The 15,090-nt window shown below is 37.0% G+C and carries 11 protein-coding genes; 5 read left to right on the plus strand and 6 right to left on the minus strand.

The features are described from left to right. From mfd to dnaA, 6 genes are all read right to left on the minus strand, one after another. Positions 1 to 3,153: transcription-repair coupling factor (mfd, locus tag VMW81_06845; protein HUU50657.1), on the minus strand; the 3,153-nt coding region annotated here is incomplete at its 3' end. Positions 3,154 to 3,245: 92 nt separating this feature from the next. Beyond that, positions 3,246 to 4,619: a sigma-54 dependent transcriptional regulator gene (locus VMW81_06850; protein HUU50658.1), complete on the minus strand. Its 1,374-nt coding sequence runs from the start codon at positions 4,617 to 4,619 to the stop codon at positions 3,246 to 3,248. 13 nt (positions 4,620 to 4,632) lie between these two features. After that, positions 4,633 to 5,442, minus strand: a complete 810-nt coding sequence (locus tag VMW81_06855; protein ID HUU50659.1) for a tetratricopeptide repeat protein — start codon at positions 5,440 to 5,442, stop codon at positions 4,633 to 4,635. Next, a complete protein-coding gene (gene gyrA, locus VMW81_06860) occupies positions 5,414 to 7,867 on the minus strand; it encodes a DNA gyrase subunit A (GenBank protein HUU50660.1) in 2,454 nt (817 codons plus the stop codon). Before gyrA ends, VMW81_06855 begins: the two co-directional genes overlap by 29 nt. 21 nt (positions 7,868 to 7,888) lie before the next feature. Further along, on the minus strand, positions 7,889 to 10,291 hold the full coding sequence (gene gyrB, locus VMW81_06865) for a DNA topoisomerase (ATP-hydrolyzing) subunit B (GenBank protein HUU50661.1): 2,403 nt from the start codon (positions 10,289 to 10,291) through the stop codon (positions 7,889 to 7,891). A gap of 257 nt (positions 10,292 to 10,548) precedes the next feature. Next, the gene (dnaA, locus tag VMW81_06870) at positions 10,549 to 11,856 is read right to left on the minus strand and encodes a chromosomal replication initiator protein DnaA (protein ID HUU50662.1); all 1,308 of its coding nucleotides are present in this window, start codon (positions 11,854 to 11,856) and stop codon (positions 10,549 to 10,551) included. 341 nt (positions 11,857 to 12,197) lie between these two features. On the opposite strand from dnaA, the gene rpmH reads away from it, so the two are divergent. The 5 genes from rpmH to VMW81_06895 all read left to right on the plus strand — a co-directional run. Continuing rightward, positions 12,198 to 12,332 carry a 50S ribosomal protein L34 gene (gene rpmH / locus VMW81_06875; GenBank protein ID HUU50663.1) on the plus strand — a complete coding sequence of 45 codons (135 nt, stop codon included), beginning with the start codon at positions 12,198 to 12,200 and terminating at the stop codon, positions 12,330 to 12,332. Further along, on the plus strand, positions 12,333 to 12,740 hold the full coding sequence (gene rnpA / locus VMW81_06880) for a ribonuclease P protein component (protein HUU50664.1): 408 nt from the start codon (positions 12,333 to 12,335) through the stop codon (positions 12,738 to 12,740). Beyond that, the gene (gene yidD, locus VMW81_06885) at positions 12,676 to 12,888 is read left to right on the plus strand and encodes a membrane protein insertion efficiency factor YidD (GenBank protein HUU50665.1); all 213 of its coding nucleotides are present in this window, start codon (positions 12,676 to 12,678) and stop codon (positions 12,886 to 12,888) included. The genes rnpA and yidD overlap by 65 nt, the downstream gene beginning before the upstream one ends. 11 nt (positions 12,889 to 12,899) lie before the next feature. Then, the gene (gene yidC / locus VMW81_06890) at positions 12,900 to 14,516 is read left to right on the plus strand and encodes a membrane protein insertase YidC (protein HUU50666.1); all 1,617 of its coding nucleotides are present in this window, start codon (positions 12,900 to 12,902) and stop codon (positions 14,514 to 14,516) included. Positions 14,517 to 14,532: 16 nt separating this feature from the next. Then, positions 14,533 to 15,090 (plus strand): KH domain-containing protein (locus VMW81_06895; protein ID HUU50667.1); only part of this gene is annotated, 558 nt, incomplete at its 3' end.

Here is a 15,090-nt window from a genome sequence, read left to right on the forward strand (position 1 = left end):
TAAAGAGGAGAGTTTTCTATAAACCTCCAGCCTTTGGTCTATGGATGGAATATAGAAAGAAGGGATATAGCCTTTGATGCCTAAATGAATTTCAGGCTCAACCAAAATCTCTTCTGGCTTGCCTTCTTTTAACTCGCCAACAACTTCTTTTAATAATCTGCAATACATATCAAATCCTACTGATGCTATATGACCTGACTGCTGAGTGCCTAAGACATTCCCTGCTCCTCGTATCTCCAAATCTCTTGTGGCAAGCCTAAAACCGGATCCCAATTCGCTCAATTCCTGTATTGCCTCCAATCTTTTTTTTGCATCGTAAGACAAAACATCTTTTGGAGGGACAAGGAGGTAGGCATAGGCTTGGTGCCTGTCTCTGCCAACACGGCCCCTGAGCTGGTATAGCTGGGCAAGGCCAAAACTATCGGCTCTGTTGATAATAATAGTGTTAACTGAGGGAATATCTAAACCTGATTCAATGATTGTTGTACACAAAAGGAGGTCAAACTCCCTATCTAAAAACTTAAGCATTGTCATCTCCAGATTCCTTTCAGACATCTGACCGTGGGCAATGCCGATCTTTATCTCTGGGACGATATTTTGAATATAGTCTCTTATCCTTTCGATGTCCTCCACCCTGTTATTGACAAAAAATATCTGTCCTTCTCTATTGAGCTCCCTAACAATCGCTTCTCTAATGATATCTCTATTATATCTTCTGATATAAGTCTTTATCGAAAGCCTTTCTTCTGGTGGAGTATCTATAACGCTCAGGTCCCTAATTCCCACAAGGGATATATGTAATGTTCTTGGGATAGGGGTGGCTGTTAAGGTTAAGACATCAACTGATCTTCTCATATTTTTTAATTTTTCTTTGTCAAGTACACCAAAGCGTTGCTCTTCATCTATAATTACAAGGCCTAAGTCTTTGAATTTTATATCTTTTTGAAGCAGCCTGTGGGTTCCTATTATTATGTCTATCTCGCCATTTATCAGTTTATTAATAATTGATTTCTGTTCTTTTCGGGTTTTGAATCGGCTTATCACCTCTATATTTATAGGATATGGAGAAAATCTATACGAAAAAGTATAAAAGTGCTGTTGGGCTAATATAGTGGTTGGAACTAACATGGCGACCTGTTTTCCATCTAAAACGGCCTTAAACGCCGCTCTCATTGCTACTTCAGTCTTTCCATAACCTACATCTCCGCATACAAGCTTATCCATAGGCCCATCTTCTTCCATACTTCTTTTAACATCTTCGATTGCCTTTTGCTGATCTTCTGTCTCCTCATACTCAAAAGAGAGGTCAAATTCTCTATGCCATGGGCCATCTTTAGAAAATGGGAAGCCTTTGACTGTCTCCCTGTAGGCATAGAGCTCTAAGAGTTCTTTAGCCATTTCTTTTATTGATCTCTTCACCCTGTTTTTTAGCCGAAGCCAGCTATTGTCCCCTAATCTATTGAGCTTTGGCTCGCTGTCTCCAGACCCTATATATTTCTGCACCATATTTAATTTATCCAGCGGAACATAAAGCCTCTCTCCTTCAGCATACTCTATCTCTAAAAACTCTCCCCTTATATTTTCTGTTTCTAGCTGGGCTATTCCTCTAAACCTACCAATTCCATAATCTATATGGACGATATAGTCTTGTTCTTTAAGTTCTTTAAATGTAGATATGAAGCCTTCCTCTTTTGTGGTCCTTATATGCTTTTTAAGCTTTCTGGGACCGAATATCTCCCTTTCCGCTACAAACACGAGATAATCATTGGGAAGGAGCATGCCTGAGGTCAATTTGCCGATAGATAGAGAAACAGAGGGGGCTCTATTGAACCTTTTTAGATATAGCTCTTCATAGGCTCTATCCTCTTCCAGAGAGGCTTCAATATTATAGTCTTTTAAAAGTCTTTTTAGCATCTGGGCTTGCCCTTTGTTTAAAAAGACTATGATGACCTTCATTCCCTCCCGAATCCAATCCCTTAATTGATTTACAAAGCTTTGAAATCTCCCCTGATAAGACTCTATGGTCTTTGCCTTAAAAGAACTTTCTGGAAAATCAATTCCATTAACAGAGGGAAGGATACCGATATTTATCATTGTCTTATTCTCAATTGCCCTATTAAATTCCATTGGAGTCATAAATAGCTCCTCAGGCTTAGATAAAAGAGGGTCTTTTGTGCTTCTCTTTTTAAACTCTTCTTTTAGATTCTCGAAGAGATGTTTTGCCCTATCTTCCAGCTCTTCTTTCTGATCAGCTATTAAGATAGCATGATCAGGAAGGTAATCAAAGAGGGGTGTAAGGGACTGAAACATTGAGCTAAACTGTTCAATGCCTGGAAAGAATCCTTCTCTTTCTATCTTATCGATGAAATCATTAAGATGATTTCTTTTCTTAAATTTCTTTAATCTTTCAATTATTCTTTCTCTATCAAAAATTAACTCTCTAACTGGCAATATCCTTGCTTTTTCTAATCCTCCTATTGATCTTTGATTATCAATGCTAAACTCTCTAATTGTTTCAACCTCTTCTCCTATTAATTCTATTCTTATGGGAGTTGGGTCTGTTGAGGGAAAGATATCTATTATCCCGCCTCTTGTGCTAAACTCTCCCTTTTCTTCAACCAGATCTGTTCTTTTATACCCCCCTTGTATTAAATTGGAGATTAAGCTATCTCTGTTTATGCTATCCCTTTCTCTGATATCAATGATTGCTTCGTCTAAGGTTTTGGGAGGGATAACCTTTTGCAATACAGCACCTATGGTAGAGACGATTATTATCTCTTCGTTTCTCTTTAATCTCTCGAAAACCTCCATTCTCTCGCTCACAATATCAATATGAGGCGACGCTGTTTCATAGGGAAGGATTTCCCAGGAGGGAAATACACAGACCCCTCTCTCTTTATCTAGAAAATGGGCTGCTTTACAAGAGTCATTGTATCCTGAAAAAAAGCTTATATCATTATATAATTCCTCGACTTCCTTTTGGGTATTAGCTATGATTAACAAAGTCTTTTTTGATACATATCCAAGGTTTCTTAAAAAGAAAGCCCTTGATGGACCAATAAGTCCTTTAATATTAATCACCTTTTTGCCTTTATTGAGGAGGCGAACTAAAGGCTCTAGGGCCTTTAAATATTGAACCTCGTTCTTCTGCATAAATATCCCCAACTGTTTTTAAGAAACTATTTTTTGGCTTGTAAAGTGGGATGGTTTATGAAGGAAAATAGCTGTTTTGGATTCATCTCTTTCTATAGACTGGTCTTGTGTTTTTTAAGTCGGTACCTCATTGATCGAAAACTTAACCCTAAGAGCTCTGCAGCTTTTTTTCTAACCCCTTTGGCTTCTTTAATAGCCGCTAGCAACAACCTCTTCTCTGTGTCTGCAAGGACTTTTTCTAAGTTGATCCTTCCTTCTGAAAGCTTGATTTTCTCTAGCTCTTCTTTCGCCTCTTCCTTCTCTTCTTTGACAAAATGGGGAAGGCTTTCAGGGGTAATGAGGCGGTCTCTTTCAAGTGCCACAATTCTCTCTATAGTATTTTCTAGCTCCCTTACATTCCCGGGCCATTCGTATTTAATCAAGAGTTTTATTGCCTCTGGCGATATCTCCTTTTGTGTTCCTGTTCTTTGAGTAAATTTTTGAATAAGAAATTCTACGAGCTGTGGTATGTCCTCTTTTCTCTCTCTTAGAGGGGGTATATCAATAGAAACAATATTCAGTCTATAAAAGAGGTCTTCTCTAAAACTTCCATCCTTAATTGCTTTCTTAAGATTTTTATTTGTAGCAGCTATAATCCTGACATCAATTTTTATGTCCTTTGTTCCTCCCACCCTTTTAAACTCTTTTTCCTGTAATGCACGTAAGAGCTTCGGTTGTAAAGGCAGTGGCGTTACTCCAATCTCATCCAAAAAGAGAGTCCCGCCATCAGCAATCTCAAAGAGCCCCTTTTTGTCTGTAACCGCCCCTGTAAAGGAGCCTTTGTGATGGCCGAAAAGCTCACTCTCTAAAAGCTCGGTTGGTATTGCTCCACAGTTAATGGCCATAAAAGGCTTTCCAACTCGATTGCTGTTATAATGAATGGCTTTTGCAACCAGCTCCTTTCCAGTGCCGCTTTCACCTGTTATGAGTACGGTGACATCAGAATCAGCAATCTTGCCCATCGTTTTATATATCTGCATCATCTTTTCGCTCTTTCCTACTATATTGGTGGGCCCATAGTCTGGCCGCAGATGTCCTTTTAAATCCCGCGTTTCCTTTTCCAGCTTCTTTCTTTCCAATACCTTTCTAACAATCATCTTTATCTCATCAGTCTTAAAGGGCTTTGAGATATAGTCATAGGCCCCTTCTCGCATCGCATCTAAAACGGATTCTGTTGAGGCAAAAGCCGTGATCATTATTACGGGAACTTCTGAATCAACAGCTTTTACCTCTTTCAGTATACGCTGCCCATCAAATCTTGGCATTCTAATATCAGTAATTACCAAATCAAAGGTTTCCTTTCTGATTAAACCAATAGCCTCCTCGCCTTTTCCTGTGGACGAAACATGATGCCCTTCTCTTTTAAGCATTATACTTAAGAGGCTTCTTATGCTTTTATCGTCGTCAACAATTAAAATCCTGCTCATGAAATTTTACCTATCATCTTTTTCTTTCGCTCATTCTCTTTGTTGCTCTTTCAATACCCTGAATAACGATTGTCTTTTCAGGGTAGGCCCTATACAGCTCTTTATATCGTACTATTGCCTCATCAAACCGCTCTTGCTCCTCAAAACATCTAGCAATTTCAAGCTTGGCATCAAAGAAAAAGGGGTTCTTTGGCCCTTTCTCTTCCAGCTCCTTATATACTTCTACAGCGCTTTTATATCTTCCCAAAACATAAAGGACGCTGCCCAGTTTATATTTTGCCTCATCCACCAATCTGCTCTCTGGATAGTCTTCTATTAAAATTTTATATTCTACAATAGCCTGTTCTAGATCACCTTTTTTAAAATAGATATCAGCTATGGCTAGCTGGTGTTTGTCTGCCATGCCTTTGTAGCTAAAATTGCTTATAAGTTTTCTGTATTCCATAATAGAACGATTATAGTCCTCTAGAGAATGATAATAGATGGATGCAATGTAGCTCTGGGATTTATAAGCCAACTTGCTTTTTGGATGCCTTTGAACTAATTCCTTAAAATATCCAGCAGCTTTTTCAGGGTCATTGAAAAATAAATAATGTGCTTCTCCTAGTCTAAAAAGAGCGTCGTCTCCAAATGGGCTTTTAGGAAATTCATAGAGTATCTGGGTATAAATCTTGGCAGCTTCCTCATAGCTCCCTTTCAACCAAAATTCTTCTCCCTTTTGAAACATCTCCTTTGACTTTCTTTCACACCCCAAAGGCGCAGATAAAAGAATAATTAATAAAATAATATAAAAACTAGTTTGTTGTATCTTCTTCTCCAACATCCTTCTTCTCTTCTACTTTTGCGAGGCTAACGACTCTATCCTGAGGCTCTAATATAATGAGCCTCACCCCCTGTGTACCTCGTCCTGTAACAGATACCTCATTAATCTTAAGCCTTATTATCTTCCCCTTGGAGGTTATTATCATCAACTCATCATCCTCATAAACACTTTTAATGCCGACCACCTGACCCCTTTTCTCGCTGAGCTTTATATTGATGAGGCCCTTTCCTCCTCTGGACTGGATTTTATATTCATCCGCCTTTGTCCTCTTTCCAAACCCTTTTTCTGTAACGCTTAATATGGTGGCTTCCGGCCTAATAATTGCCATTTCTATTACATTATCCCCCTCTCCAATCCTTATGCCCCTTACACCCATGCTCGTTCTGCCCATGCTCCTGATATCTTTTTCAGAGAAAGATATTGACTTTCCCTTTCTGGTTCCTAAAAAGATATTCTTGCTCCCATTCGTAAGCTTTACATCTATGAGCTCATCGCCTTCTGTCAGGGTTATTGAAATAATCCCCTTTGTTCTTGTGCTGCCAAAAGCCTCTAGCGGAGTTTTCTTTACCCTGCCCTTTTTTGTTACCATGACAAGATATGTTCCTGGATTAAAATCTCTGACGCACATCATCGCTGTTATATTTTCTTTTTCTTCTAATGATAGGAGATTTACGATTGCCTTTCCTTTTGCAATTCTTCCGGCTTGTGGTATTTCGTGCACTTTAAGCTTGTATACCCTTCCTCTGTTTGTAAAGAACAGCATATAATTATGGGTGGAGGAGATAAATAATTGTTCAACAAAGTCTTCTTCTTTTGTTCCCATGGCCAGAATGCCCTTTCCTCCTCTTCTTTGAGTTTTATAGAGCGCTACAGGGTTTCTCTTGACATATCCAGAATGGGTTTTTGCTACCACCATCTGCTCTTCAGTTATCATGTCTTCAAAAGCAATTTCTTGAGTTTCCTCGATGATCTCTGTTTGCCTTTCATCCTGATGTTCGTTTTTTATTTCTAAAAGTTCTTCTTTGATGATTTCTTTTATCTTCTTTTCGCTTTTCAGAATAAACATAAGCTCCTCAATGGTCCTGAGGGTGTTGTTGAAGTCTTCTATTATCTTCTCTCTTTCCAGGCCTGTTAATCTCTGAAGCCTCATGTCTAAAATTGCTTGGGCCTGTATTTGGCTTAGGTAGAACTTTGATATAAGACCTACCTTTGCAACCTCTGGAGAAGATGCTTTTTTAATTATTTCTACCACTTCATCAATGTTCTCTACTGCGGTCTTTAATCCCTCTAATATATGGGCTCTTTCCTTGGCTTCTGACAGCTCATAATTCGTTCTTTTGATAATGATGCCACGCCGAAACTCAATAAAATGATTAAGGATCTCCTTTAAATTTAAAATCTTTGGCTGATTGTTTACAAGGGCCAGCATAATTACGCCAAAGGTCATCTGCATTGGGGTGTGTTTATAAAGTTGGTTCAAAACTGCTTTGGCAATCTCGTTTCGTCTAAGCTCCACCACAATCCGCATCCCCTCTCTATCAGACTCGTCTCTTAAAGCGGAAATTCCTTCAATCTTCTTGTCTTTAACGAGCTCGGCTATCTTCTCGATCAGCTTTGCTTTATTCACCTGATATGGGAGCTCTGTAATAATTATGCTTTCCTTTTGACCGTTCATTGTCTTCTCAATGAATGACCTTGCCCTTAATTGGATTAAGCCTTTACCTGTTTTATATGCTTCCACAATACCCCTCTTGCCATGAATAAAACTAGCTGTTGGAAAGTCTGGGCCCTTGATATGCTCCATGAGCTGATCAATGTCTGCATCAGGATTATCTATCAAAAAAACCAGCCCTTCTATTACCTCTCCTAAACAATGGGGTGGTATGTTAGTCGCCATTCCAACTGCAATGCCTGAAGATCCGTTAACCAAGAGGTTAGGGATAAGGGATGGCAACGTTGAGGGCTCCTTCAGCGAATTATCATAGTTAGGAACAAATTTCACTGTATCTTTTTCAATATCCCTTAATAGCTCCTGGGCTATCTTTGACATCCTTATTTCTGTATACCTCATTGCTGCTGCAGGATCTCCATCTATTGATCCAAAATTTCCCTGGCCTTCAATCAAGGGATAACGCATGGAAAAGTCCTGTGCCATCCGGACAATGGCTTCATAAACAGCAGCATCCCCATGCGGATGGTACTTACCAATAACATCTCCTACTATCCTGGCAGACTTTTTAAATGGCTTATTCCAGGTCAGGTTTAGTTCTCTCATTGCATAAAGTATTCTTCTGTGGACAGGCTTAAGTCCGTCTCTAACATCTGGCAGGGCCCTTCCTACAATTACGCTCATGGCATAATCTAAATAAGCCCTCTTCATTTCATCTTCAACGTTTATCGGAATTCCCTTTTCTTTTTCCAACATTTAATCATCCTCTAAATAGCCTTAAATATCTAGGGTCCTTACCTCTAAAGCATATTGCTCTATGAAATTTCTTCGTGGTTCTACCTGGTCTCCCATTAACGTAGCAAACATATCATCAGCGTCTATAGCATCTTCAATTTTTACCTTTAATAAGGTCCTCTTTCCCGGATTCATTGTTGTCTCCCAGAGTTGTTCGGGATTCATTTCTCCCAGCCCTTTATATCTTTGAATAGAAATTCCTTTTTTGCCCTTATTAAAAATATATTCTAAGAGTTCCTCTTTATTTTTTATCTCTAGCTCTTCCCCATTTTTGTCCTTGATGCATACTGGGATGTTGTCTAAAAAACTGATGGCCTGGTAACTCTTAAAAAGCGTTTTAAACTCTACAGACGAAACAAAATCATAGTTCAGGATGATATCTATGTTCTCGGTATTAGCCCTCCCTTTCATTTTGATACATTTCAGTTGATTGTTCTCGTCGCTATCGTTTCCTATGGTTATTTTTAAATCTTTGTGCCTCCTCCCTGTTTTTTGAGCAAACTGACTCCATTCATCCTCTTTATAAAACATCTCTTTTGTTATCTCTTTCTTCTTTAATAAGAAGTCAAAAATGTCTTTTAAATTATATATTTTTAACATTCTTTTATAATGACCTCTATACTCTAATAGCTTTTTTAATAATTTGAAAAGGCTTGAACCAACATAGGTTTTTTCTTTGTTTTTTAAAGTAAGTTTTATTCCTTCAATCCCTGCCCTTAGCTGATATTCATTAAGGGCCTCCTCGTCCTTTAAATACAGCCCTTCTTTCCCCTTTTTTATCCTAAAAAGAGGGGGTTGAGCAATATAGAGATGTCCTTCTGTAATTATTTCCTTCATTTGTCTAAAAAAGAAGGTTAATAATAATGTCCTTATATGGGCGCCATCTACATCAGCGTCTGTCATTATAATTATCTTCCCGTATCTTAGCTTTTTTATATTAAAATCCCCTTCGCCGATTCCTGTTCCTAGGGTTGCAATCATTGTTTGTAGTTCTTGATTGTTTAGTATCTTATCAAACCTTGCCTTTTCTACATTTAATAATTTGCCTCTTAGGGGGAGGATGGCCTGATAATTCCTGTCTCTTCCCTGTTTTGCAGATCCTCCAGCAGAATCACCTTCCACCAAATAAAGCTCACACTTCTCTGGGTTCTTTTCTGAGCAATCAGCAAGCTTTCCAACCAGAAAATCACCCTCTAAAATATTCTTTTTTCTTGTTAAGTCCCTGGCTTTTCTTGCCGCATCCCTTGCCCTTAAAGCATTAATTGCTTTCTCAATTATTTTTTTAGCAATGGGGGGGTTTTCTTCAAAAAAGGTTGCAAGTTCTTCGTTGACTATGTTTTCAACCAATCCTTTTATCTCGCTATTTCCTAGCTTTGTTTTTGTTTGTCCTTCAAATTGTGGTTCTGGAATTTGAACACTAATAACGGCGGTAAGGCCTTCTCTAACATCATCTCCTGTAATATTGCTTTTTATATTTTTTAAAATATTATATGTGGAAGCATAGTTGTTGATTGTTCGTGTAAGGGCGCTTTTAAAGCCAACAAGGTGTGTTCCCCCATCCAAAGTATTGATATTATTAGCAAAAGAAAATATATTTTCTGAGTAGCTGTCATTATATTGAATAGCGACCTCTACTATGGTGCTGTTTTTGGACTTTTGAAAATATATTGGTTTTTTATGTAATGGTACCTTTTTTTCGTTTATAAGTTTGACAAACTCTATTATCCCTCCTTTATAATAAAACTCTCTATTCTCCCCTTTTCTTTCATCGCTTAGTGATATTTTAAGCCCGCTGTTTAAAAAACTTAACTCCCTCAGCCTTGTTGCTAAAATATCAAAGCTAAAATTTATCTCTTCAAAAATCTTCTTGTCGGGCCAGAATGTTATCTTCGTTCCTCTGCCCTTTGTCTTTGCAATAACTTCTTGCCTACATTGTGGTTTACCTCTTTCATAACGCTGATAATATTTATTGCCATCTCTTTTTATCTCAACCTCAAGTTTTTCAGATAGGGCATTCACAACAGATACCCCAACACCGTGCAACCCCCCAGAAACCTTATAACTGTCTTTATCAAACTTTCCACCGGCGTGGAGTTTTGTTAAAACAACCTCAGCAGCTGGTTTTTTCTCTGTGGGGTGCTCATCAACAGGAATCCCCCTACCATCGTCGATTACTGTTATACTATTATCAATATGTATGGTTACTTTAATATTTTTACAGAAACCTGCCATGGCTTCATCGATACTATTATCAACCACTTCATATACTAAGTGGTGAAGGCCGGTCGAAGCTGTATCACCAATATACATTGCAGGCCTTTTTCTAACTGCTTCTAATCCTTCTAAAACTTTTATTTTTTTTGCATCATAGGTTTCTTCTGCCATTTTATTTCCTTAAAAAACTTATCTGTTAATTATTAACAAAAACTATTAATTATAAATATAATTCAAATAATATAATAATAGTAGTAGTAGGGACTGTTATTTTGTGAACAAAACCATAAGTATATATAATTTTTAAATAATCTTTTAGAAATCGTGTTAAGAAAACCTGAACTATTTCTTCTTACAATATAAACAAACTGATTTATAAGATTTTTACAATAAAAACAAAGAACAATTTACGCTTTATTCACGGTTTATTAACCCTCTAATAAATGCGTTATTGTTTCTATATCGCGGAAAACCTTACTATCTTCTTTTTTTAATATCCCAATCTTTTTACAAGAATGAATTACTGTGGTATGGTCTTTCCCCCCAAAAGACCTTCCGATCTCGGGCAAAGAAGAACCTGTAAAGTTTCTACAAAGATACATCGCAATCTGCCTGGGCATTGTGATAACCCTGTCCCTCTTTTTTGATTTTAAATCTGAAACATGGATACCAAAATATTTTGAGACCACCTTTTGAATAATTTCAATATCTATTTGCTTTTCTCTTTTTAGAAACATATCCTGGAGCACTTCTTTAGCAAGAGTTACATCTATTTCAGTTCCTGTAAGAGAGGAAAAAGCGCTGATACGGGTTAAACAACCCTCCAGCTCCCTTATGTTTGATTTTATTTTATTTGCGATCAAATAAGCTACTTCCAAAGGAATTGTTATATTAACCCTTTCCGCTTTTTTATTTAAAATAGCAATTTTTGTTTCCAGGTCGGGAGGGTGAATATCTGCAATCAGGCCCCATTCGAACCGAGATCTTAACCTCTCTTCTAAACCAGGAATATCTTTTGGAAAACTGTCGCTGGATATTACAATCTGCCTGTGGGATTCATAAAGAGTGTTAAAGGTGTGGAAGAACTCTTCTTGGGTTCTGTCTTTTCCAGAGAAGAACTGGACATCATCTACTAATAAAACATCCATATTTCTATATTTATTTCTAAATTTAGCCATTCTATCGTGTTGGATGGCTCCAATAAGTTCGTTAATAAAACTTTCCGAAGAGAGATATCTAACCTTCATGTTCTGGTCTTTATTTAAAACATAATGACCTATTGCGTGCATTAAATGCGTTTTCCCCAGCCCAACACCCCCATATATAAAAAGGGGATTATAGGACTTGGCAGGAAGATCCGCAACAGCTAACGAGGCTGCATGGGCAAATTGGTTGCTTGCGCCAACAACAAAATTTTCAAACGTATAGTTTGAGTTTAGCCCAATAACCGAGCTGGTTTTTGTCATAGACATATTTTTTTGCTCTTCCTTTGCTCCCTCCTTGCTAACCACAAAAGAAATGTTAAGATCTTTTTTAGATATGTTTTGAACTGTCTCTTTGATAAGAGACATATAATGCTCAGCAATCCAATCTTTAAAAAAGCTATTCGGCACAGAAAGCGTTATTTTTGTTTCATCTATTTCAATAAGGTTAATAGGCCTGAACCAAGTTTCAAAAACCTGTTTTCCCACCTTGTCTGCTATTATTTGAAGGCTTTTATCCCATATCTGTTTCATAAAAAAAGAACCTTTTTATTTAAAAAATTCCGTTGTTGTTAAGACCAAATATTCACAAATTATTCACATATGTGAAAAAATATTAAATCTTTTAAATCAATATATTAAAAAAACACATACAAAAAAAAGATTTTTTAGCAAACACTAAAAAAGTATTCAGATTATATCAAACATAAGATATAATGACAACAAAATTTGTTTGGATAAACACCAAAAACCTCTTATTTTTGTAGATTAAAAAATTATTTCTTGACAATAGAATATTAACAATTTATAAATATTAGTTTATTTCTATTTAAACTTTTAAATTTAAATAAAAGGCTATTAAAAAGGGGAAGATATTGAAAAGAACGTATCAGCCTAAAAAAACAAAAAGAAAGAGAACCCATGGTTTTTTAGCAAGGATGAGCTCCAGGGGAGGGGTTAAAACAATAAAAAGAAGAAGAGAGAAAGGAAGAAAGAGGGTGACCGTCTAAATGAAAGAGAGCTCTCTCAAGAAAAAAGAAAGGTTGAAAAAAAATAGAGAATACATCTATGTATTTAAAAAAGGGAAATACATAGAAACGGAGCTATTAAAAATATATTTTGCTCCCTCCATAGAAAAAAGGGGAAGAATTGGCATAGCCATAAGTACAAAGATGTGTAATAATGTAAAAAGGAACAGTTTAAAAAGAAAAATAAGAGAAGCTCACCGGCTTAATAAAAGAGAGTTAAAAGAAAGCTATGATATAATCATTAGACCAAAAAAGAGCATGATTTGTCTTACTTCAAAACAAATTGAGGCCCATTTGGTTGAAGCATTCAAGGAGATTTCAGGGAATGTTATTAAAAAACCTTCTGGTTTTTCTAATCAAAATCTATCAAAAAGTCTTATCCCCGCTTAAACTTCCATCATGCAGGTTCTATCCCAGCTGTTCTAGTTATGCAATTAGAGCAATAAATAAACATGGGACGGTGAAAGGCTTTTTATTAACAATGTTTCGTATTATGAAATGTAATCCCCTCCATCCAGGCGGGGTTGACTTTCCATAAAAGGAGAGAAAATGGAGAAAAGGGCTATTATTGCCATAGTCGTATCAATGCTGATCCTCATTGTATATCAATTCCTTTTTGCCCCTCCTCAACAAGTTGGTATGAAGAAGGATAAGAAGCCGGCCGTCATAAAAGAGGAATTTAGGGAGAAAGAGCAAGAAGAGGTGGCTAAAACCATAGAAAAGACACCTGCTGTTCAAAAGACAAAACCCTTTGATTTAAAACCCCTATCAAGAGAAGAAAAGCAGGGCAAAGAGATAACAGTTGAAACCGATCTTTTAAAGATAGTATTAACAAACAAGGGGGGAAGAATAAAAGGGATATATATGAAAAAATATAGAGACAGAAGAGGGAAGACTTTTAACCTAGTAAACAGAGGCTTACATGGGGAGTTACCGCTCTTTTTAAAGCTTCAAGAGCCCTCTTTGACCAAGATTGCCAATGAAGCCGTTTATAATGCTTTTTCAGACACCCTTGTTCTTGACAGTTCTAGGCCAACAGGGAGAATAAGCATGACCTATGATTCTCCCAATGGTATAAGCATATCTAAAAACCTTACCTTTTATAATGATTATTATCATATTGACGTGGAAATTGATATAAAAGGGGTTAATGAATATACAGTTTTTTGGGGCCCAGGCCTTAATACCAGCAAAGAAAAGGAGGATAGCTATAGCTATGACGGTGCTGCGGCACTCATTAATGATAAAAAGAAAGATTATGCCCCCAAAAAGATTAATAGTACAGTAATGGAAACCGGAGATATAAAATGGGTTGCCCTGCAAAACAAATATTTTCTATCAGCATTAATCCCCAAGGCACCACCATCTTTTGCCTTGTTAGAAAAGGACCAAGCTTCAAACATATCTGTAGGCATTAATCTGAACAACCTTAAGGGTGGCGAAGAGGATAGATTCAAACTATATGTAGGTCCAAAAGAGGACCACAGACTAAAAGCTTACGGTATTGGATTAGAAAAGATCATAGATTACGGATGGTTCAGCTTTCTGTCTTTGCCATTACTTGTGGCGTTGCGCTTTTTGAATGGGTTGATAGGGAACTACGGGTTTGCTATAATCATACTTACTATACTCATCAAAATAGTATTTTATCCTCTTACTGAAAAGAGTTTTAAATCAATGCAAGCCATGCAAAAGATACAACCGAAAATGAAGGCCCTTCAGGAAATATATAAGAACGATAAGCAAAGACTAAATCAGGAAATCATGAGCCTTTATAAGCAAAACAAAGTGAACCCTGCAGGTGGATGTCTTCCGATGTTAATACAAGTCCCTATTTTTATAGCACTTTATGAGGTTCTCTTGTATTCGATTGACGTAAGACAAACCCCTTTTATTTTATGGATAAACGATCTTTCAGCCAAAGACCCATACTATGTTTTTCCTATATTAATGGGAATATCCATGTATGTACAGCAGAAGATGACGCCAACGGCGGGAGACCCCAGATATGCCCAGATTATGAATTTCATGCCCATTGTTTTTACATTTATGTTTTTAAACTTTCCTGTTGGTTTAGTCATTTATTGGCTTGTGAATAATTTGCTCACCATTTTTCAACAATATATAATCAAAACAAGGGCTTCGTCTCAAAAAGAGAAAGCTTAAAGAGTAAAGTTGAGTTATGGATTATATTGAATCAGAAGGAAAAACAGAAAAAGAGGCCACGCAGAGGGCGCTTAATCGAATAGGTGCTACAGAAGAAGAGGTAAAGATAGAGGTCTATGATAATCAGCCAGAAGGCGGTCCAGTAAAGGTTAAAGTGATATATGATAAGAAAAAGATCAGCATGGCAAGAGCAAAAGAGGTCTTGGAGAACATTCTAGCAAAAATGGATATGTCGGGAGAAATTCAAGGATCAGAGAGAGAAGACGCTTTATATATGAATATTTTTAGCGAAAAAAAAGGTTTGTTAATTGGTCGCAGAGGAGAAACAATAAACGCCCTTCAGCATATAGTTAATAGGATTGTAAACAAGGATGTTTTAGAAAAAGTTAAAATAGTGGTTGATACAGAAAACTATAAAGAGAGACAAAAGAATAAAATACAAGATCTTGCAAGAACAGAAGCCCAGAAGGTGAAAGAAACAGGTCGAGAATCAGCCCTTCCCCCCATGAACGCAGAAGAAAGAAGAATAGCTCATATTGCCCTTAGTGATGATGAAGAAATAGAGACCCAGAGC

It is taken from the genome of Nitrospinota bacterium (genome assembly GCA_035528715.1).
Lineage (GTDB): Bacteria > JADFOP01 > JADFOP01 > DATKYB01 > DATKYB01 > DATKYB01.

Coding starts and splice junctions, on each gene's coding strand:
- VMW81_06850 (HUU50658.1), bottom strand. CDS start 4,619: ATGAGCAGGATTTTAATTGTTGACGACGATAAAAGCATAAGAAGCCTC.
- VMW81_06855 (HUU50659.1), bottom strand. CDS start 5,442: ATGTTGGAGAAGAAGATACAACAAACTAGTTTTTATATTATTTTATTA.
- gyrA (HUU50660.1), bottom strand. CDS start 7,867: ATGTTGGAAAAAGAAAAGGGAATTCCGATAAACGTTGAAGATGAAATG.
- gyrB (HUU50661.1), bottom strand. CDS start 10,291: ATGGCAGAAGAAACCTATGATGCAAAAAAAATAAAAGTTTTAGAAGGA.
- dnaA (HUU50662.1), bottom strand. CDS start 11,856: ATGAAACAGATATGGGATAAAAGCCTTCAAATAATAGCAGACAAGGTG.
- rnpA (HUU50664.1), top strand. CDS start 12,333: ATGAAAGAGAGCTCTCTCAAGAAAAAAGAAAGGTTGAAAAAAAATAGA.
- yidD (HUU50665.1), top strand. CDS start 12,676: ATGTTATTAAAAAACCTTCTGGTTTTTCTAATCAAAATCTATCAAAAA.
- yidC (HUU50666.1), top strand. CDS start 12,900: ATGGAGAAAAGGGCTATTATTGCCATAGTCGTATCAATGCTGATCCTC.